The following is an 18,801-nucleotide window of genomic DNA, read 5'->3' on the forward strand; positions in this document are numbered from 1 at the left end:
GAGCCCGACATGACCCCGCAGACCGACGGCCGCCGCATCGTCACCAACATGGCCCTCTCCCTCGACGGCCACTACGCCGCCCCGGACAACCCGCTCGACATGAGCTGGGTGATGCCCTACGCCGTGACCGACGTCTCCCGCAACCACCTGAGCAGCCTCTGGGAACCGGCGACGACGGCCCTGCTCGGCCGCGTCAACGCCGAGGGCTTCCTGGGATTCTGGCCCACCGTCATCGGCATGGAGGGCGCCGACCCGCGTGACGAGGGCTTCGCGAAGTGGCTCGTCGAGACCGACAAGATCGTCCTCTCCTCCACGCTTGTGGAGGCCCCTTGGGAGCGGACGACAATCGTCAACGAGCCGAGCGCCCAGGTCGCCGCACACCTGAAAGCCACTGAAGGCGGCGACATCCTCGTACTCTCCAGCGCGAGCGTCATCAAGGCACTGCTGGCGGCCGACAAGGTCGACCGGCTGGCGCTCACCGTCTTCCCGGTCCTCCTCGGCGGCGGACCGCGCCTCTTCGACGACGGCCTGCCCGCCAGCAAGTGGACACTCGTCAGCCAGACCGCAGGCGAACACGGCACGCTGGCGCTCGTCTACGACCGAATCCGCTGAACCGCAGCCTCCAAGTCGGCCTGTGCGGCCCGCCCGTAGGCACCTGCTACATGGTGGCCCTTCTTCTGCGGGCCGTTGGCGTAGGCCTCGTGCTCGACGAGCCTCAGCTTCTGGGTGTCCTTGTCCGTGGCGCTGAAGAGACGCTTACCGGCGCCGAGCAGGAGCGGGAAGACGAGCAGGTGGTAACGGTCGATCAGGCCGGCATCCGAAAGCGCCTGGTTCAGCGAGGCGCTGCCGTGGACGACGATCGGGCCGCCGTCCGTCTCCTTGAGCGCGCCGACGTCGTCGAGCGAGCGCAGGAACGTGGTCTCGCCCCAGTTCGGCACAAGGTCGTCCTCGGTGAGGAGGGAAGCAACTCGGTGTGCGTCAGCCATCCCGATCACCGCGGGGAGCTACATGAAGGTGGTTGGTCAGGCTGGATCCTTCGGATCCGCCGGGGAAATTCAGCGGCAGGGTCCCCCCGGTACGCGCTACGGTGCGCCGGTGTCAGCGATCAAGAAGTTTCAAGTCACCTTTGACTGCGCAGAACCCGAGCGCCTCGCTCGCTTCTGGTGTGAAGTGTTGGGGTACGTCATACCGCCGCCACCGGAGGGGTTCACGACCTGGGACGATGTCAACTGCACCCTGCCTCCTGAGAAGCGGGACTCATGGTTCGCCTGCAGTGACCCCTCAGGCGTGGGCCCGCGCCTGTACTTCCAGCGCGTCCCTGAAGGCAAGGTCGTCAAGAATCGGGTGCATCTCGACGTCCGAGTCGGCACCGGGCTCGTAGGGGACGAGCGCCTCGCCGCGCTCGAAGCCGAGTGCGCACGACTGGTCGCGCTCGGTGCGACCCACGTGCGAACACTGTACGCGGATGAGGAGAACGAGTCGTGCATCCCGATGCTGGACATCGAGGGCAACGAGTTCTGTATCGACTGAGCACTCTCCGAGCCGGGGAGGCGGGGAGCCGCCTCCCCGGAGCCTCTCCGGTCTCGTATGGGGGATGAAGTTGCCCCCTGAGGGCGAGGGTGTGCATCCGGGGGGCGGCGAAGAACGCGCGGGCATGACCGAGGAACGCCACGGTGGTGGCGGCTTCCTTCTTGGGGAGGGGTTCGGTGTAGGCCAGGCGGGAGAATGCAGGTGGACGTCTCCGCCCGTGGCGCCGGCAGCCTTCGCGCGCTGGGCGGCCCTGACCTGCTCGGAACCGCGGCTGTGCACTCGCCACGGTCCACCACTGGGGATGCGTCCGACCTGCTTGACCTCAAGGTGGACCATGTGGCCCGGGTAGCGGGCCACCATCCGTTCCGGCGGGTACGGGTTGGCGGATCCGTCCGGATCGAGAAACCCACGGCTGTTGAGGCCCAGACGATCACCTTGCGGTGGCACGTCCGCCGCCCGCCCCGCCCCGTGTTCTTCGGCAAGTGCGGCTCAAGCCGGGCCCACTCCCGATCGGACAGATCCCCTCGCACCGCACTGGCCGCAACGGCACCAGCGCTGCTCAGTCGCGGGTTCCGGCGAACACGGGCTCAGTGCGAGCCCGTCGCGCTCCGGTCATCCAGGTCTGAGAAGAAGCGGTCCACGATCTCGCTGTCGGCGAGACCTTCGAGGCGCTCGCCGACCACTCGACTTGCCAGCTCCGTAGCCAGTGACACGATGTCTCCCCGAAGCTCCGTCTCCGCGATGACCCGATCGGCCGCGAGACGTGCGTGAGCTTCAACGATCATCGCCTCGCGCTCCCGGAGGCCCTCAGCACGAATCTGGGCGATCAGTTGCGTGCCCTGCTCCAAAGCCTCCTGCCGCAGGCGGGCTGCCTCGTGTCGGGCCTCGGCCAGCTCCTCGCGATACTCGGCGAGGACTTCACCAGCTTCCCTTGTCAGCTGTTCAGCACGTCGCTCCTGCCCCTCGATCGCGTCCTTCCGTTCGTCGAGGACCTTGTTGATACGCGGAAGGAGAACCTTGGTCATACAGAGGAAGATCAGAGCGAAGGTCACCACGCTGACGATCGTCTCTGCGAATCCAGGTATCAGAATGCCCATGCCAAGATCCTAGTGGGTGATACAGAAGCGTTACAGCGAGTTTCGGGCAAGAGCTTTCTTGCCACCGGCGAGGCGTACAGTCGCCCCGTCCACCACAAGAAGGGCACCAAACCCCGGCGCACCGAGGAACGGCAAACTTGGCGGCCTGGGCCATGTGCAGCGGGCACGAGGCCGAAGAAGTTCGCGGAGTGCGTCGGTGGATCTCAGCTCAGTGATCATCGCGGTGGCAGGCGTCGCAGGAACCCTGGGAGGATCACTCCTCACCCAACGCGGCTCCGAACGAGCAAAGCGCCGGGAAATAGAGCTCGTTCGTGACCACGAAGAGACCCGTGAGAACCGTTTACTGCGACGCACCTGCTACGTGGAACTCAACCGGGATGCCCGACAGTTCACCACCGCACTTAAGCGACACCTACATGTCATGAGGGAACGCGGCGTGGAGGACGCCGACAGGGACGCACTCGACGAGGCGAAGAACGCGCACCGCGACCGCTACTCGGAAGCACAGATGATCGCTCCCGAAGAAGTACTCATGACAGCGAGTGCCGTCAACAAAGCCCTGAACAAGGTCTACGGCCAGGTCAAGCGCCTCGAACGCGGTGCCCCAGGTCCAGGCGAAACGATGGAGACCGCGGCCCAGACCCAGTACGAGGTCTGGGACATGCTCCGAACTATGCGAACCGCTATGCGTCACGACCTCGGTGTGTCGCATGAAGATTGAAAGCTGGCACTCCGTGCGGTCTCTCCTATCTGCCTCGACTCTGCCTCGACCAGCCAATAGCTGACCGAGGCAGAGGTTAAACGCAAGTTGGGCACGTTTCAGGAGGGCCGTGAGGGCCGTGCAGCCGCAAGCTCGGTATTGGTGTCACGGGCAGCGCGTCGACCGGGCTCAGGATCCGAGGCGTGGGCCGAGATCGTTCTCGCGAACCGCGCTGTGGACTGGGGGCGCTGGCGTCGGCTTGGTTCGGTGGACTAGGTTGTGAGGGTGACTACCGGGACGGCCTTGCGCCACACACGGATCGGTGACCCGGTGCTCTTCTGAGCGCCGTACGGGCCAGTGCGGGCCCGCTGTTCGATCGAGGATCTTGTGCAGCTGCGCGGGCTCCGCCTTCGTCGTGTTGATCACAGAACACATCAACCACGACAGGAGAGTTCATGCCCACCAAGATGCTGCAGATTCCCACCGCGGACGGCGAGGCCGATGCCTTCGCCGCCTTCCCCGACGACGGCCAGCGGCACCCAGGGGTGCTGATGTACGCGGACGGCTTCGGCGTCCGGCCCGTGCTGCGGGAGATGGCCCGCGAACTGGCCGGCCACGGGTACTACGTGCTCGTCCCCAACTTCTTCTACCGGCACGGCCCGGCACCTGTGGTCGAACTTCCCGGGCACATCGGAGAGGAGGCCCGCACCGCGGTCATGGGTCGGCTGATGCCCCTGATCGAGGCTCATACCATCGAACGGACCCTGCGCGACGCTGACGCCTATCTCAGCTTCCTCACCTCCCAGCCCGAGGCCGGCGCCGGACCCGTCGCGGTGATCGGCTACTGCATAGGCGGCCTGCTGGCGGTGCGCACCGCCGCGGCCCACCCCGGACAGGTGACCGCCGTAGCCGGATTCCATGCCCCCGTGGGCGCCGCCGGGCCCGACAGCCTGCGCCGTCTCACCGCCCAAGCCCACTTCGGCCACGCCGAAACCGACTTGACGCCCGAGGCCCTCGGCGAACTCAACCAGGCCCTGGACGCCGCGGGTGTCGACTACACCTCTGAGATCTACCCCGACACCGTCCACGGCTTCACCATGGCCGACACCGACGCTTTCAACCCTGCCGCACTGCGGCTTCACTGGGACCACCTGCTCCCCCTCCTCGGCCGCACTCTGGCCAACTGCTGAGGCTCCGGTCCGGAAACCGAACCTGAACTGCACGGCTCGGCAGTCCTGAAGCGTGTTGCGAGAGTGCCTGGTCACAGTCACTCAGTGGTGGCCGCGACCAGCACGGTTGCTTCGTAGCGGCCGGCAGGCTTGGCGTATCTCGTGGCGACCGCTCGGTGGTGTTTGCGACGACGGCTACTTCGTCAACCGAGGAGAGCCCGTACCCGGCCAGCCCGACTGGAGCTGGATCGCCGACATGTCGAGGGCTGCCTGCGTCCACGAGTAAGCCATCGGAGAGGCGGGCGAGGCTCACGGCGCAGTGGGTTGACCGCAGCGTTCATGTACCTGGCGTTGAACAACACCAACGCGTGGAGGACCAGCCCGAGAGCGCCGATCTGGTCCTCCACGCCGCCCTGGTGGCGCTGGTAGCTGTCCCTGCTCGCGGTGGAAGATCACCTGCTGCGCCGGCATTGCGGCCCGCTTCGATCCTGCAGGGCCGCCGCCAGCGACACGTAGCTGCCTTGTCTGTATCCAAGTGGTGCGACCACCCGACGTCTTGACAGACGATCGCCTGAACACGCTAAGTGACAGGATGGTCGCTATGAAGTGCGGAATGTGGACATACAACGAGGGAGCCGTCCGGTGACGACCAGGGGGCGTCACCGCTCGCCGGACAGTTCCTCGCCGGTGACCGTCGGTGTCGAAGAGGAGTACCTGCTGGTGGACCCCGACTCCCGCCAGGTGAGAGCGGAGGCCGAGAAAGTCGTGGCAGACGCCGCCGCGGAACTGGGTGACCGGGTGAGCACCGAGCTCACGCGCTACCAGGTCGAAGTACGCACCGACCCCCACACCGACTTGGCGGACTTACGCGACCAGCTTTGCTCAACACGCGCTGCCGTCGCGGCCGCCGCCGCCCGCCTGGGGCTGGCCGTCATCTCCAGCGGTACCCCTGTACTCGGCCAGCAGACTCCTCCCCCCTTCACCCTCGGCCACCGCTACGCCCAAAGCGTCGCCATGTTCGGGGCGCTGGATGACGAGCAGAGCGCGTGCGCGTGTCACGTGCACATCGGCATCGCGGACGAGGAAACCGCCGTACAGCTGAGCAACCACCTGCGGCCCTGGCTGCCCGCGCTGATCGCCCTCGCCGCCAACTCGCCCTACTGGGAGGGCCGTGACACCGGCTACGCCAGCTGGCGCACCATGGCCTGGGGGCGGTGGCCGGTAGCGGGCCCGCCCCCCTACTTCCTGTCCCAAGCTCACTTCCAGGATCTCGTCGACAGTCTCATCGCCTCAGGCACCGTGATGGACCGCGGTGGGCTGTATTGGGACATCCGGCCCTCCCACCACGTGCCCACCCTCGAAATCCGGATCGCCGACGCCACTCCGACCGTCGACGACACCGTGCTCCTCGCGGGCGTCGTCAAAGGCCTGGCCATCACTGCCCTGGCAGATATCCGCCGTGGCGAGTCCGCCCCCCACCCGAGACCGGAGATACTGAAGGCCGCATGCTGGCGCGCCGCCCGGGACGGCCTGGCCGGTGCCAGCATCAACCTGCGCACAGGCGAAGCGGAACCTGCCAGGGCGCTCATGGAACGCCTGACACACACGGTGCACAGCGCCCTCAGCGCCACCGATCTTCCACCTGTGCACGCCGCACAAGCACATCTACTCGCCCACGGAAATGGCGCCGAACGCCAAAGAGCAGCGCACGGCCGGCGACGTCATCTACCCGATGTCGTCGATCACCTGATCCATTCCATGACCGCCCGCCCTTCCCCCGCGGCAACCGCCTTCCGTCCATCCGTCACCTGACCATGGCCGGCGACAGCCTTCTCGACGGTGCGCCGTGGTGAAGCGTGGTGTCCCGAAGCTCGCAGCGAGCCAAAGCCGGGTTACCAGACTCCCAGCGGCTCGTCGGGCCAGGCACTCCCAGGTGCACGCCGCCGTCCGGGCCGCGCCACGCTCTGTACGGCTCGGTCGCCGGACCTCCCAAGCCTTCGCCGGCCGCCGCAAACCTCAGCCGGCCTTCGCCATGAGGCTTCTGGCCTTGGGAACTCGACAGGCCTGGTGAAGCCGCGTTCCATTCTTCGCTATCACCGGCCCTGGGCGCGAGGCGGAGCCGGTGGACCAAGACCGCGAAGGGGTGTGTGCCGTCACCCGCGCACACGAGGCTTTCGTCGCACAGGTCCGTCCGGCCTGGACTTTGCACCAGGGAGCACACGTGCTGACCGTCCTGAGGACCGGCGATCCTGACCACCTTGCGCAGAACATCGCGGCCGACGCGCTACGGCTCTCGGAGCAGGACGTGGCACTCCTCGCCTCGCTGCTACGGAGCGGCGCGTCGTAGTGCGAAGGCCAATCTCGTGCGATGTCCGCTGACTAGAACAACGGGGATGGCTCAGACACCCGTTCGAGCGCGCACTCCACCAGAGCCTCCAGCGGAGGCCCGCTCAGCGAGCCCCCGGGAACCTCCCCCAAGGAATTCGTAGGGGCAGATGACCCTGTACCAGTCACCGGCCTCCACCTGATCCGCCAGGCAGCCTGGCCCCCTCCGCCACCTCACCCGCGAAGCGTGCCACGTCCTCCGTGCGATCAGCCTGCTGCCGCCCATGGCGTCCAGCAGATCCACCCGATGCTCGACATGCTCGCCGTGCCAGGGCCGGAGGTCGTCTCCATTACTACGTACTCCGCCAGCGGTGCGGAGTCAGCAGCTCGGCGGTCTCCCGGACCCTCTGGAGATGGGACGCCTCGCTCTCGTCGCCGGGGAGGGGGACCACTCGACACATTCCGCCGTCTCCCGCACCGCGGCCGCCTTCCGTCCGACCTCCGCGTTGAGCTGCGCGAGGATGCCGGACCCGTCCGCCATGCCCGCCGCGTCGATGAGGCTGTGGATCCGTACGGGGTCGGTCACGCGCCGAGGAGCGCGGCCATCGGGGCCCGCCGGCGTCGAGATGGAAGCGGAGGTAGTTCGCGATCGACGGGTTAGGGAAGGGCACCCCCGTACTCGTCGACGGCGATCATCGTGCCGTCCAGCACCTGCAGCGCCTTGCGGGAGGTCCGGGCGTCGACCTCAAGATCCCGCTCCTTGCGGTACCAGGACCAGGATTTGTGGAGCATGTCCAGTGTGGCCGCGGGCAGGGTGAAGAGGACTTCGAGCACGTGCAAACGCCTCGTCGGTCGATCGTGCTCCACGATCCACTCCTAGTGTTGTGACCGCGTAGGTTCGCCGGGTGGGTGGTCGTGGCGGTTGGATGTGTGATGACGTCCGTTCCGACCGCTGGAGGCGCGGAGGCTGAGCCTGTCCGTGTGCGCAGACTGACCGACCAGGAAGGGCAGCGGCTGCAGCAGATCGTGCGCCGCGGCAGTACGAGTTCGGTGCGCCACCGGCGGGCGATGATGCTGCTGGCGTCGGCCGGCGGGAGCCGGCTGCCGGTGATCGCGCTTTGGTGCAGGCCGATGAGGACACCGTCCGGGATGTGATCCACCGGTTCAACGAGATCGGCCTGGCCTGCTTGGACCCTCGGTGGGCGGGAGGCCGTCCCCGCCAACTCAGCCCTGACGACGAGGACTTTGTCGTCCAGACGGCCACCACCCGACCCGCCAAGCTCGGACAGCCATTCAGCCGTTGGTCACTGCGCAAGCTCGTCGTCTACCTGCGCAAAGTCCACGGCCGGGTCATCCGCATTGGCCGCGAAGCATTACGGTGCCTGCTCGCCCGCCGCGGCGTCACCTTCCAGCGCACCAAGACGTGGAAGGAGTCCCCGGACCCCGAGCGCGAGGCGAAGCTGAACCGGATTGAGGAAGTACTGGACCGCTTCCCTGACCGGGTCTTCGCGTTCGACGAGTTCGGCCCGCTCGGGATCCGGCCCACCGCAGGCTCCGGCTGGGCCAGGCAGAAGCACCCCGACCGGCTGCCGGCCACTTACGACCGCACCCACGGGGTCCGTTACTTCCATGGCTGCTACTCGGTCGGCGACGACCGCTTGTGGGGTGTCAACAGCCGCAGGAAGGGCGCCGCGAACACGCTGGCCGCGCTGAAGGCGATCCGCGCCGCCCGGCCCGACGGCGCACCGATCTACGTGATCATGGACAACCTGTCCGCCCACAAAGGCACCAACATCCGCCGCTGGGCCACGAGGAACAAGGTCGAGCTGTGCTTCACCCCGACCTACGCCTCGTGGGCGAACCCGATCGAGGCGCACTTCGGACCTCTGCGGCAGTTCACCATCGCCAACTCGAACTACCCCAACCACACCGTGCAGACCCGGTCCCTGCACGCCTACCTGCGCTGGCGCAACGCCAACGCCCGTCACCGCGATGTCCTGGCATCCGAACGCGAGGAACGCGCCCGCATCCGCAGCGAGAAGGGCATTCGCTGGGGCGGACGCACCTTCACCGCCGCAGCGTGATCAACCATCGGTCCTTATCGGTCACGGCATTAGGTGAGTTGCGGCGCGACCTCGGTGGCGATCCACTCCATCGCTTCCCCGACGTGCTCAGCAGCAATGGGCAGCCACAGGGTGCAGGCGGTGAGCCCCGCCTCGGCGAGCCGCCCAAGGTCGTCGGTGACGCTCGCCGCGCTGGGGGCTGTGCCGCCCAGCGGCCGTCCCGGTGGCGATATCGCCGCGGGGATGCCGGGCGGGGTCAGGAATGCGGCCGAAGCGAGCGTCAGTCGGTTGGCGTCCCCGGTGTCGGCAGCGAGTTCGTGCAGGCGGTGGCGCACGTCGCCGACCTCTGCGGCGTCAGCGCCGGTGCCGTACCAGCCGTCACCGAACCGCAGCGCACGGCGCAGGGCGGCGTCGCTGTGGCCGGCAACCCACACGGGCGGACCGCCATGAGTGAGGGGAGGTACTCCCAGTTGCGCGGCACGCAGTGTCGTGAACCGGCCGTCGAAGTCAGCGGGGCGCCGGGTCCACAGGGCCCTGGCGGCCGCGAGGTGGTCGTCGGTGCGTGAGCCGCGTTCGCGGGCGGGCACGCCGACGGCGTCGAACTCCTCCGGGTTCCAGCCGGTGCCGACCCCCAGGATCAGGCGGCCGCCGGACACGACGTCCAAGGTGGCTGCCTGGTTGGCTAGCACCAGCGCCGGGTAGTACGGCGCGACGAGCACGGACGTCAGCAACCGCAAGCGCGTCGTCACGCCAGCGACAGCCGACAGCAGGACGAGCGGATCGGTGTCGAGGCCGAACCCACTGTCCAGAAGACGGTTACCGACCGCGACGTGATCGAAGCCCAGGTCCTCGGCACGGCGTGCGGCACGCAGCACACCAGCTCCATCATCGATCGGCCAGCGCGGCTGCAGGGAGATGCCGAGACGTAACAGAGACATGGAGTGGCCTTTCAACGGCGGTCCGGTGGCGGGCAAGCGATCGGTCACCGCCTGCCCGCCAGACCTCAACTCCCGTACAGCCTCAATTCATCCCGCTGAGAGGCAACGGAACGCCCGTCACTCGGACCTCCTCGCCACCCAACGCCACAAGCGAGTCCACTGAGGTGGACCCGGTGAACCTATGCGGTCACAGCACTAGATGCGCCGGGGTCGTCGAGGTCGTTCAGTACGGCGGCGACGTCGTGCTCCCGCCGGGCGGCGAGCCGGAAAGTCTCCTCGATCGTCATCGCTGTGAATGGCATCACCGTGGCGCGGCCAGGCGCGTAGCTGGACCGCGCTGACCGCGCCACAATTCGTCAGGGCCGACAGGACGGCCGGACGCTGAGCAGCTCGGTCCGCAGCACGGGCGTGCCGTCGACAGGCGCCGGGTCCTGCGCCGTTGGTTCGATACCGCCAGCAGCGATCTTGTCGAGCGTGTCCAGGCCGGCGGCACCGACCGTGCCGAACACAGTGTAGTTCGGCCGCAGCGCGGAGTCGCCGTAGACGACGAAGAACTGCGAACCGTTCGTATTCGGCCCGGCGTTGGCCATCGCCAGCAAGCCGCGCCCGTAAAGGCGACGGACGCCGGTCGGATCGCTCGGTGCCGGCGGCAGGTCCACCGGCAGCTCGTCCTTGTACTCGTACCCCGGCCCACCCTCGCCAGTGCCGGTCGGGTCGCCACACTGCAAGACCTTCAGCGTCGGATACGCCGTCAGCCGATGGCACACCGTACGGTCGTAGAACCGGTGCCGCGCCAGGTGCAGGAAGCTCTGGACCGTGCACGGCGCCTTCGCCCGGTCCAGACGCAGCGGGAGCGGGCCCTGGCTGGTCGGGACAGCCATGTCGACCGTGCCGTGACTGGGGGTGTGCCGCGGATCGGGCGGCAGGGGAACCGGCCGCGCCGCCGGCTCGTCCGGCGTCTGGGTGTACTGGCAAGGGCCGTGCGTGGTTCGCGGCGGGGCATCGGAAGCGGAGGCGGTACTGCCCCCGGACACGACCAACGCTGCTGCCGCCAATGCGGTCATGAGAGCTCGGTTCATCCTGCACACCCTCCAAAAGATCGCCAGATTTCGGAGCGGTCGCAGTCTAAAGCGCGGCCCGGCGGGCGAGAACCGGCCCGCAAGCCACATCCGCCTCCCAGCCTTCGGCCCGCGGCCGCAGGCCACTTCATTCGGATGCGGCACAGCGCCGGCCGTAACGCCGGCCGACCGGCGGCGCCTTCGCGCGGTTGCCCAGCTGGGGAAGACGGGGGCAGGAAGCGAGGCGGGATCCGGGCTTTGCCGGAGACGGGCCCGCCGCCGACCGCGTTGACCGCCACCTCGCTGGCGACGCGTACACGGTGCCCCAACCAGCCATGCTGGTTGGGCCTGCAACTCAACCTCACGCTGAGCGGAGCAGCTGTCAATGGCCGGTCACCGAAACCGGTGACACGTTGGACTATTGGGTGGCCGTACCGCCCGCGTCGTCACCGCCTCGCGCACGCGTTCCGGAGGGCGCAGCATTTGGGTTGTCCGCGGTCATCTGTGCCACAGGACTGCTGCGCCGACTGGGGTTCGATCGGGGTTCGATCAGGGTGGTCCCTGATGGACGATGGGCCGAGCACGGTCAAGGATGAAGAGCGTGACAAGCAGAGTGCCCACGCCACGCCCCACGATGACGGGCCGGTCGCTGAACCAGAAGGTCGTGGCCCTGAAAGCCAGGGCGATCGGAACGGCGGCGCTCGTCACCGCGATGTTGACGATGCCCGCGGCGACTGCCGCCGCCGCGGATGCCGCCGCTGCCGCCGGCCATCCGGCGCCGTCACTGAACTGGACGGCGTGCCCGTTTCCCGACTCACCAGCGGGACTCCAGTGTGCTTCCATCCAGGTGCCGGTGGACTATGCGCACCCACACGGATTGAAGGCAACCATAACGGTGGACCGGCTCAGGGCGAGCGGCGCCCATCCGGTCGGTAGCCTGTTCTTCGACCCTGGCGGCCCCGGCGGTTCCGGGACGCAGTTCGTGTACGCCGAATCCCTCGGGGCGCACGTGTTCTCCGCTGCCACCCGGGAACATTTCGATGTGATCGGCCTGGACCCGCGCGGTGTCGGACTCAGTAGTCCTGTCCGCTGCGACCCCGCGCTGCTCAATCGCCAGGTCTCTCTGTTCCCCAAGGACGAGGTCGAGTTCCGGCGCTTGGTCGCGCGGAACCAAGCACTGGGCCGGAGCTGCCGTCGGCTCACCGGACCACTGCTGGACCACGTCGACACCGTCAGTGCCGCCCGCGACCTTGAGGCCCTGCGCCAAGCACTCGGCGAGGGGAAACTCAACTACCTCGGCCTGTCCTACGGCTCCCAACTGGGAGCCACCTATGCCGAACTGTTCCCGGACCGGATCCGGACCCTGGCGTTGGACGGGGCACTCGATCACTCGCTGTCGACGGTGCGCCTGTTCAAGGACGAGTCTCACGCGTACGAGGACTCCCTCAACCGCTTCTTCGACTGGTGTGCGCAGACGCCCTCCTGCGCGCTGCACGGCACCGAGGTCGGGCGGCTGTTCGACACCCTGGTAGCAGCCGCCGACCACCGTCCGATCCCTGCCCCGTCCTGTGCCAAGGCGGGTGACTGCCGTCCGTTTGTGACCGGCGAAGACATCCGGTTCGCCGCGCAGGGCCTGCTGCTGTTCCCGTCCCGGCGCAACGATCTCGCCCTCGCTCTCCGACAGGCCGAGGCCGGCGATGCGTCGGCGCTGACCCAGCCCGTTGCCACCGGGCCGAACGACGACAATGCGAACGGCAGTCAGATCGCGATCGAGTGCCTCGACTGGACGACGCCGATCCGGACGCTGCACGATCTGCAGGACCTGCGACGGCTCGGGCAGGCGGTCGCGCCTCGTCTCGGCGGCGCGTCCCAGTCGTGGACCATCCTCACCGGGTGCGTCGGCTGGCCGGCACGGGTGGCGAACCCACCGCGGCCCATCAAGGTCCGGCACGCACCGACGATCCTGATCACCAATGCCACCCACGACCCCTCAACGGCGTACCCGTGGGCCCTGCGACTGCACCGCGATCTTCCCTCCAGCGTGCTGGTGACCCGCCAGGGCGACGGCCACACCAGCTACCTGGCCAAGGGCACCAGCCACACCAGGGACGCCATCGACAGCTACCTGCTCACCGGTCGAACACCGCCGCCGGACACGGTCTACGACGACTGACTCAGCTGTATCGCAGGGTGTTCGGTGGTGTCTCACTCACGCCCCAGATCTCTTACGTCTCACGACTGCCCCTATAACGGAGGTTACGACTGCACAGGTCTGACCAGGTGGAAGACCTCCCGGGCCGCGTACCGCTGGAGGCTTCGGACTATTTCGCACCGGGTTTTGCCCTCCTTGCTGCGGCGTTCGTAAGAGTCCTGAGTGCGAGGGTCGACGCGCAGGCGAGTCTGCACGATCCGGTGCAGGGCGGCGTTGGCCTGCCGGTCGTCGCCGCGGTTGAGGCGACGGTACTGCCGGCCGCCCGAGGACCGCTCCACGGGGCTGACCCCGCACAGCGCCGCGAAGTGTGGGTGGCGAGCGACCTGCTCGACTTAATGCTCGACGCCGTAGCGGCCGAAGACGGCGGCCCACCTGCCCCCACCGGCGACTGTCGCAGCGACCTGCGAGACCTGGCCCATCGTTCGAGCCACCTTCCACCGGCATCCCTGGATGACCTCCCTCGCGGCAGGGCGCCCATCGCTTGGACCGAACTCCCTCGAGCCATCGAACACGCACGCGCCGCCCTCGATCCCCTCGGCTTCGATATCGACGTCGTGATCACCATTGTCGACGCGCTGCAGGCGTTCGTCCGCGGCTACGCCATCGGCGAGCTCGCCCAACAGGAAGCCGTCCGACGCTCCGGAGTCGGCATCCAGCAAGGGATGGACGCCCATGCGCCCTACCTCGACAAAGTCGTCAAGAGCGGGCGCCATCCACTCCTCGCCAGGGTCATTCGTGATGCCGAGCTTCCCCACGCCGCCGACAGGGCCGAGCGCGGGTTCGAACTGGGACTCGAGCGGTTCCTCGACGGATGGGAGGCCAACCTCCCGGTCCGGCCCTGACGATCCGACAGCGTCACTTGCGGGTTCATCAGGGAACTCCACACCCCCGACGCCGGCCGACGGGGTATCGAGGGAGGACGCCTCGCGGAGGGCCTCACCGAGGGTCCCGAGCGCGCACCGCCACCGCGCACAGCGGGGTGCCTGGCAGCCCGGTCAGTTGCTCGGATGGGAGGCTGCCCAGCCGTGCTCGAGCAGCGCGAAGGCCTCGTCGGCGGCTCGGCGCGGTTCGGCGTGCCGCAGGATGAGGCTGCGGGCCTCAAGGGCGAAACGGGCCAGGGCTGCGCAGCTGACGTCACCCTCGGGCGCACCCACCGCCTCGGCGACGGCCCTGGCCAGGGCCGCTTCGTGACGCGTCCACATGCGGTGGGCGTAGTCGCGCAGCGCGGGGGTCTCCTGCACCAGGCGCGTGAAGTCGGCGAACCGCGGGTCGGTGGCATGGACGGCGAGTTGGGCCTGTTTCAGCAGGAGGTGCTCGCGCAGCGCCTGCGGGATCGACTGGCCCGGGGTGCGTTCGCGCACGGCGGCGACGAGTTCCGCTTCCAGTTCGTCGTCCTGATCGAAGACCAGGGCTTCCTTGCCGGAGAAGTGTTTGAACAGGGTGGTCACCGAGACGTCGGCGCGGTCGGCGACGTCCTTGACGCCGACCTGGTCGTAGCCGCGCTCGAGGAAGAGCTCAAGCGCGGCGTCGGCCAGGGACTGGCGGGTCTGGGCCTTCTTGCGCTCGCGGCGCCCGGTCGGTTCGGTCACTCGCCCACCGTACCCCGAAGTGCAGTCGCTGCGAAAGTTTAGTCATTGCGCTTATTTATCGAGTGTGCTTTCTTGGTCGGGCCGGGTCTCCCGGCGGCTCACCCACCTACCGAGGGGCACTCCCATGAACTCTGCTCGTGATCCCCGCATCGCGATTGTCGGCGCCGGCCTCGGCGGCCTCACCTGCGCCCGAGTCCTCCAGCAACACGGCCGCTCCGTCACCGTCTTCGAACGCGAGGCATCCGCCGATGCCCGCCCGCAGGGCGGCTCCCTCGACATGCATCCCGACACCGGCCAGGCCGCCCTCGGTGCGGCGGGGCTCCTCGACCGATTCCACGCTCTCGCCCGCCCCGAAGGAGACGAGTGGCGCGTGCTCGACTTCGCCACCGCCGCCCTCCGGACGCAGCAGGGACCTTCCGCCGACGGCGGCCGGCCGGAGATCGACCGAGGCCAGCTGCGTGGTCTGCTCCTGGACTCGCTCACCGAGGGCACGGTGCGGTGGGACCGTGCCGTCACCGGCGTCGCCCCGCTGGCGGACGGCACCTGCCGGCTGCTGTTCGGTGACGGCACCGCCGAGGACTTCGACCTGGTGGTCGGTGCCGACGGCGCCTGGTCACGCGTGCGCCCGTCTCTGTCGCCCGCCGTACCCGGCTACACCGGTGTCACCTTCGTCGAGACCGGGTTCGACGACTGCGACACCCGCCATCCCGAGCTCGCGCTGCTGGTCGGCAACGGATCGATGCTGGCGAAGGGCTCCGGTAGGTCCTTGGTCGCCCAGCGCAACAGCAACGGCCACATCCGCGCCTACATCGCGCTCCGCGCGCCCAAGGACTGGCATGAGGCCGCCGGTGTCGACCTCGGCGACCAGCGGGCCGTGCGGACATATCTGTTGAGGTTGTTCGACGACTGGGACGAGAACCTGCGCTACCTCATGCGCAACAGCGACCACGGGTTCATCCACCGGCCCCTGTTCGTCCTGCCCGCCCCGCACACCTGGGATCACGTTCCCGGCGTCACGCTGCTCGGCGACGCCGGGCACCTGATGCCACCCGTCGGGCTGGGCGCCAACCTCGCCATGCTCGACGGCGTCGACCTCGCCCACGCACTGGTCACCGAGTCCAGCGTCGACGACGCCGTCCGCGCCTACGAGAGCATCATGCTGCCGCGCTCGATCGAGGCCGCGACGGGGAGTGCGAAGGGGCTCGACAACCTCGTTCCCGCGACGGCCTCCTGAAGCGACGCGTATCCGACCGACTGACTGAGCAGGGCGAACAGGTCAGCGATCGTGAGCCGCAGGCGTCGCTCCGACCGCCCCACGGCCGGCGCAACATGGGGGTGGGCGGCCAGGAGTCTGTCGAGACGTTCGTGTCCCGCCTTCTCGGCAAGCTCGGGCTTCGCGGCCCCGTTCAGCTCGGTCGTGTACGCCTACCGGCGGGGTTGGTGCTCTGATGCGGGTGCGGACAGCGGCCGGCCGTGCGGCATCGAGGTGGTCGCCTGGACGTATGGGTGAAGCAGCCGGACGGCGCCGGCTACGACGACGCTCCGCCCATGGCCAGCGCGGTTCGCGCCAGCCCGCGCAGCCAGGCGTGGGCGTGGTCGGTGTCGTAGCGCTGATGCCACGACAGGTATACCGGCGCCGACGGCAGTTCGAGCGGGAGGGGGAGGACGACCAGGCCGAGGTCGGCGACCGCGGACCGCGCGGTGGCTTCAGGGACGCTGATCAGGAGATCGGAGGCGCGCGCGAACTCCAGCGCGGCAGCTTCCGTGGGCGCGGTCGCCACCACGCGGCGGGTGAGGCCGAGCCGCGCGAGGGCGTCGTCGAGGGCATTGCCGAGGTTTCCACGCCGCGAAACGGTGACGTGCTCAGCGGCGGCGTACCGCTTCGCGGTGACGGTCCTGACACGAGTGAGCGGGTGCCCCTGCCTCACCACGATGACGAGGCGGGTCTCGCCCACCTTCTCGGCACGAATGTCCGGTGCGCTCGGCCGGTTGGCGTTCGCCTCCAGGTCGACCTCTCCACGCCGCAACCCGGGGGTGTCAATGCTCGATTCCGCGACGAAGCGCAACCGCACGCCCGGCGCCTGTCCGCGCACGGCCGCGAGCAGCGAGGGGCCGCCCAAGGCGACCAGGGAATCGTGCCAGCGGAGTGTGAAGGTGCGCTCCAACGTTGCCAGATCGAGTTCACGGCTCGGCGCCAGCACCCCCTGGACCTGCTGCAGCAGCTCGTGCACCTGTTCCCGCACGGCGATCGCATACGGCGTCGGGGTCATCGTGCGGCCGGTGCGCACCAGGATCTGATCCCCGGTCGTGCGCCGGATCCGGCCCAGACTGCGACTCATCGCGGGGGCGGTGACATGCAGGCGCGCGGCCGCCCCGGCCACACTGCCCTCCTCCAGCAGCGCGTCGAGCGCGGCCAGCAGATTCAAATCCAATTGCATGCGAGTAATCCTAGCCGTGCTTTACATGCATTTGAAGTTAACCAAGGGGCTCTATACCTTCGAGGCCAGAGCACTGAACAGAGCGCACAGTCCGGCTCGAACGGCCTCATCACCTGCTACTCACAAGGGAGTTCACCATGTCCGAAACGCTTCAGACCACTGACGCCGCCGCCTCCGACGCCGACCTGCTCGCCCAGACCGCGATCGCCGTGCGTGCGGCCGGTTCGGCGCTGCGCGAGCGCTTCGGCGAGGTGGTCCGCTACCAGACCCGCGAAGAGCTGATGGGCGCCCTCGCCGCCAACGACGACGCGGCCCTCGACATCCTGCGCCCCACCCTCACTGAACTGCGCCCGGACGCCGGCTGGGTGGAGGACGAGCTGGACGGCGGGGCGCTGCCGCCCGGCGAGTGGTGGGTCGTGGACCCGGCCGAAGGCAACGTCAACCACCTGCACGCCCTGCCGGAGTGGGCGGTCACCGCCACCCTCGTGCGGGAGAACCAGCCGGTGCTCACCGCGGTCCACCTGCCGTTGACCGGCGAGACCTACACCGCGCTCGCCGGCGCGGGCGCCCACCTCGACGGCCGACCGCTGCACGTCTCCCCAACCGCGGACCTCGGCCTGAGCATCGTGGCCACCAGCCAGGCCCGGCCCGACGAGGATGAGAACGTCGTGCGGCGCGTCGGCTCCTCGATCACTGCGATGCTCATCGACGCGCTCGTCGTCCGCACCGCCGTCCCCGCGACCCTGCACCTGACCAACGTGGCCGCCGGCCGGATCGACGCCTTCTGGCAGTTCGCCGGCGCCCGGGCGGATCTGCTCCCCGGCGCACTGCTCGTCACCGAGGCCGGCGGACGGATCTCCGACGCCGAGGGCCGCCCCTGGACCCCGCAGAGCGAAAGCTTCCTGGCCGCCGCGCCCGGTGTCCACGCCCAGGCCGTCGCCACGCTTACACGCTGACCACGCACCACAACCCGCACCCACGAAAAGGACCACATCACCATGACCACGATCGCAGTACTCGGAAACGGCCGCGTCGGCGGCAACCTGGCCACAGCCCTCACCCGGGCCGGGCACGAGGTGACCGTCGCGGACCGCACACCGGGCGCCGCCGTAGACGCCGCCCGGACAGCCCGAATCGTCATCAACGCCACCCCGGGAGCCGGCTCGCTGGACCGGCTCGCCGCCCTACGGGAGGTACTGCGCGGCAAGATCCTCGTCGACGTCTCCAACGCCACCACCGACGGACCGGACGGACTGCCCGCCGACCTGATCTACCCCGGCTCCAGCCTCGCCGAGCAACTCCAGGACGCCCTCCCCGAAACCCGCGTCGTCAAGACCCTCAACACCATGCTCTTCCCGGTGATGACCGCACCGGCCGCGCTCACCCAGACACCGACCGCGTTCCTCTCCGGCGACGACCCGCAGGCCAAGCAGACTGTCGGTGGACTGCTCACCGACCTCGGCTGGCACAAGGAGTGGATCACCGACCTCGGCGGAATCCAGACCGCCCGCGCCACCGAGGCCGCGATCCTCTTCGTCCCGCACGTTATCCGGTCCAGCGGATTCACACCCTTCGCGATCTCGATCGCCCGCTGATCCGCACACAGTGCACCGCTCCCTGCGGGCCCACATCCAGAACGGATACGACAGCGCAGCCGGGGCCGGCGATCCAGCGCCGGACGG

The 18,801-nt window shown here is 68.6% G+C and carries 17 protein-coding genes and 6 pseudogenes; 12 read left to right on the forward strand and 11 right to left on the reverse strand.

All coding sequences use genetic code 11. The annotated features are described in order from the left end of the window. Nucleotides 1–9: 9 nt before the first annotated feature. Nucleotides 10–612, forward strand: a complete 603-nt coding sequence (locus IO33_RS0137090; RefSeq protein ID WP_031173399.1) for a dihydrofolate reductase family protein — start codon at nt 10–12, stop codon at nt 610–612. Here the strand turns inward: IO33_RS0137090 and IO33_RS0137095 are convergent. Next, a pseudogene (locus tag IO33_RS0137095) lies at nt 594–968 on the reverse strand (dihydrofolate reductase family protein); the annotation flags it as partial. The gene IO33_RS0137090 and the pseudogene IO33_RS0137095 overlap by 19 nt on opposite strands. A 127-nt stretch (nt 969–1,095) precedes the next feature. Here IO33_RS0137095 and IO33_RS0137100 point away from each other — a divergent pair. Beyond that, nucleotides 1,096–1,530 carry a VOC family protein gene (locus IO33_RS0137100; protein ID WP_031173402.1) on the forward strand — a complete coding sequence of 145 codons (435 nt, stop codon included), beginning with the start codon at nt 1,096–1,098 and terminating at the stop codon, nt 1,528–1,530. A 103-nt stretch (nt 1,531–1,633) separates the two neighbouring features. Here IO33_RS0137100 and IO33_RS52950 read toward each other — a convergent pair. From IO33_RS52950 to atpF, 3 genes and pseudogenes are all read right to left on the reverse strand, one after another. Beyond that, a pseudogene (locus IO33_RS52950) lies at nt 1,634–1,956 on the reverse strand (IS481 family transposase); the annotation flags it as partial. Nucleotides 1,957–1,958: 2 nt separating this feature from the next. Then, nucleotides 1,959–2,060, reverse strand: a pseudogene (locus tag IO33_RS51860) (transposase); the annotation flags it as partial. A 57-nt stretch (nt 2,061–2,117) separates the two neighbouring features. After that, a complete protein-coding gene (gene atpF, locus IO33_RS0137105) occupies nt 2,118–2,627 on the reverse strand; it encodes a F0F1 ATP synthase subunit B (RefSeq protein ID WP_031173403.1) in 510 nt (169 codons plus the stop codon). A 211-nt stretch (nt 2,628–2,838) separates the two neighbouring features. On the opposite strand from atpF, the gene IO33_RS0137110 reads away from it, so the two are divergent. Together IO33_RS0137110 and IO33_RS0137115 are read left to right on the forward strand one after the other, a co-directional pair. Continuing rightward, nucleotides 2,839–3,348, forward strand: coding sequence for a hypothetical protein (locus IO33_RS0137110; protein ID WP_051927191.1), 510 nt, complete (start codon nt 2,839–2,841; stop codon nt 3,346–3,348). 434 nt (nt 3,349–3,782) lie between these two features. Beyond that, nucleotides 3,783–4,517, forward strand: a complete 735-nt coding sequence (locus IO33_RS0137115; RefSeq protein ID WP_031173407.1) for a dienelactone hydrolase family protein — start codon at nt 3,783–3,785, stop codon at nt 4,515–4,517. Between the two features lie 287 nt (nt 4,518–4,804). On the opposite strand, the pseudogene IO33_RS54245 reads toward IO33_RS0137115, so the two are convergent. Beyond that, nucleotides 4,805–4,952: pseudogene (locus IO33_RS54245) on the reverse strand (Tn3 family transposase); the annotation flags it as partial. Nucleotides 4,953–5,138: 186 nt separating this feature from the next. Here IO33_RS54245 and IO33_RS0137120 point away from each other — a divergent pair. Together IO33_RS0137120 and IO33_RS53625 are read left to right on the forward strand one after the other, a co-directional pair. Beyond that, nucleotides 5,139–6,308: a carboxylate-amine ligase gene (locus IO33_RS0137120; RefSeq protein ID WP_245235972.1), complete on the forward strand. Its 1,170-nt coding sequence runs from the start codon at nt 5,139–5,141 to the stop codon at nt 6,306–6,308. Between the two features lie 409 nt (nt 6,309–6,717). Next, complete coding sequence (locus IO33_RS53625; RefSeq protein WP_280921951.1) at nt 6,718–6,843, forward strand: hypothetical protein; 126 nt, start codon at nt 6,718–6,720, stop codon at nt 6,841–6,843. Nucleotides 6,844–7,478: 635 nt separating this feature from the next. Here IO33_RS53625 and IO33_RS50710 read toward each other — a convergent pair. Continuing rightward, nucleotides 7,479–7,655, reverse strand: a complete 177-nt coding sequence (locus IO33_RS50710; protein WP_167349497.1) for a hypothetical protein — start codon at nt 7,653–7,655, stop codon at nt 7,479–7,481. A 99-nt stretch (nt 7,656–7,754) separates the two neighbouring features. Here IO33_RS50710 and IO33_RS44815 point away from each other — a divergent pair. After that, nucleotides 7,755–8,905, forward strand: a pseudogene (locus IO33_RS44815) (IS630 family transposase). A 29-nt stretch (nt 8,906–8,934) separates the two neighbouring features. Here IO33_RS44815 and IO33_RS0137145 read toward each other — a convergent pair. Beyond that, a complete protein-coding gene (locus tag IO33_RS0137145) occupies nt 8,935–9,870 on the reverse strand; it encodes a TIGR03619 family F420-dependent LLM class oxidoreductase (RefSeq protein WP_245235973.1) in 936 nt (311 codons plus the stop codon). Nucleotides 9,871–10,178: 308 nt separating this feature from the next. Beyond that, nucleotides 10,179–10,901 carry a peptidylprolyl isomerase gene (locus IO33_RS0137150; protein WP_031173412.1) on the reverse strand — a complete coding sequence of 241 codons (723 nt, stop codon included), beginning with the start codon at nt 10,899–10,901 and terminating at the stop codon, nt 10,179–10,181. Between the two features lie 580 nt (nt 10,902–11,481). Between IO33_RS0137150 and IO33_RS0137155 the strand changes: the two genes are divergently transcribed. Further along, entirely contained in the window at nt 11,482–13,053 is a 1,572-nt protein-coding gene (locus tag IO33_RS0137155) for an alpha/beta hydrolase (protein WP_157857972.1), read from the forward strand. 83 nt (nt 13,054–13,136) lie between these two features. Here IO33_RS0137155 and IO33_RS48225 read toward each other — a convergent pair. Continuing rightward, nucleotides 13,137–13,400: pseudogene (locus IO33_RS48225) on the reverse strand (transposase); the annotation flags it as partial. A 27-nt stretch (nt 13,401–13,427) separates the two neighbouring features. Between IO33_RS48225 and IO33_RS52955 the strand changes: the two are divergent. Continuing rightward, nucleotides 13,428–13,934, forward strand: a complete 507-nt coding sequence (locus IO33_RS52955; protein WP_245235976.1) for a TetR/AcrR family transcriptional regulator C-terminal domain-containing protein — start codon at nt 13,428–13,430, stop codon at nt 13,932–13,934. A 153-nt stretch (nt 13,935–14,087) separates the two neighbouring features. Here IO33_RS52955 and IO33_RS0137165 read toward each other — a convergent pair whose 3' ends face one another. Next, nucleotides 14,088–14,681: a TetR/AcrR family transcriptional regulator gene (locus IO33_RS0137165; protein ID WP_031173416.1), complete on the reverse strand. Its 594-nt coding sequence runs from the start codon at nt 14,679–14,681 to the stop codon at nt 14,088–14,090. Between the two features lie 124 nt (nt 14,682–14,805). Here IO33_RS0137165 and IO33_RS0137170 point away from each other — a divergent pair, with 124 nt between their 5' ends. Then, on the forward strand, nt 14,806–15,915 hold the full coding sequence (locus IO33_RS0137170; RefSeq protein WP_031173418.1) for an FAD-dependent oxidoreductase: 1,110 nt from the start codon (nt 14,806–14,808) through the stop codon (nt 15,913–15,915). A 295-nt stretch (nt 15,916–16,210) separates the two neighbouring features. Here the strand turns inward: IO33_RS0137170 and IO33_RS0137175 are convergent, their stop codons facing one another. Beyond that, nucleotides 16,211–17,119, reverse strand: a complete 909-nt coding sequence (locus tag IO33_RS0137175; protein ID WP_031173419.1) for a LysR family transcriptional regulator — start codon at nt 17,117–17,119, stop codon at nt 16,211–16,213. Nucleotides 17,120–17,256: 137 nt separating this feature from the next. On the opposite strand from IO33_RS0137175, the gene IO33_RS0137180 reads away from it, so the two are divergent. Both IO33_RS0137180 and IO33_RS0137185 read left to right on the forward strand, forming a co-directional pair. After that, nucleotides 17,257–18,075 carry an inositol monophosphatase family protein gene (locus tag IO33_RS0137180; protein ID WP_031173421.1) on the forward strand — a complete coding sequence of 273 codons (819 nt, stop codon included), beginning with the start codon at nt 17,257–17,259 and terminating at the stop codon, nt 18,073–18,075. A 42-nt stretch (nt 18,076–18,117) separates the two neighbouring features. After that, nucleotides 18,118–18,714 (forward strand): NADPH-dependent F420 reductase, encoded by a 597-nt coding sequence (locus IO33_RS0137185; protein ID WP_031173423.1) that lies wholly within the window; start codon nt 18,118–18,120, stop codon nt 18,712–18,714. The last annotated feature ends 87 nt before the right edge of the window (nt 18,715–18,801 follow it).

This window comes from Streptomyces durhamensis (assembly GCF_000725475.1).
GTDB classification, from domain to species: domain Bacteria; phylum Actinomycetota; class Actinomycetes; order Streptomycetales; family Streptomycetaceae; genus Streptomyces; species Streptomyces filipinensis.

Excerpts from the sequence above, each read along its gene's own strand:
- IO33_RS0137090 (WP_031173399.1), top strand. The coding sequence starts at position 10 with ATGACCCCGCAGACCGACGGCCGCCGCATCGTCACCAACATGGCCCTC.
- atpF (WP_031173403.1), bottom strand. The coding sequence starts at position 2,627 with ATGGGCATTCTGATACCTGGATTCGCAGAGACGATCGTCAGCGTGGTG.
- IO33_RS0137115 (WP_031173407.1), top strand. The coding sequence starts at position 3,783 with ATGCCCACCAAGATGCTGCAGATTCCCACCGCGGACGGCGAGGCCGAT.
- IO33_RS0137150 (WP_031173412.1), bottom strand. The coding sequence starts at position 10,901 with ATGAACCGAGCTCTCATGACCGCATTGGCGGCAGCAGCGTTGGTCGTG.
- IO33_RS52955 (WP_245235976.1), top strand. The coding sequence starts at position 13,428 with ATGCTCGACGCCGTAGCGGCCGAAGACGGCGGCCCACCTGCCCCCACC.
- IO33_RS0137170 (WP_031173418.1), top strand. The coding sequence starts at position 14,806 with ATGAACTCTGCTCGTGATCCCCGCATCGCGATTGTCGGCGCCGGCCTC.
- IO33_RS0137175 (WP_031173419.1), bottom strand. The coding sequence starts at position 17,119 with ATGCAATTGGATTTGAATCTGCTGGCCGCGCTCGACGCGCTGCTGGAG.
- IO33_RS0137180 (WP_031173421.1), top strand. The coding sequence starts at position 17,257 with ATGTCCGAAACGCTTCAGACCACTGACGCCGCCGCCTCCGACGCCGAC.
- IO33_RS0137185 (WP_031173423.1), top strand. The coding sequence starts at position 18,118 with ATGACCACGATCGCAGTACTCGGAAACGGCCGCGTCGGCGGCAACCTG.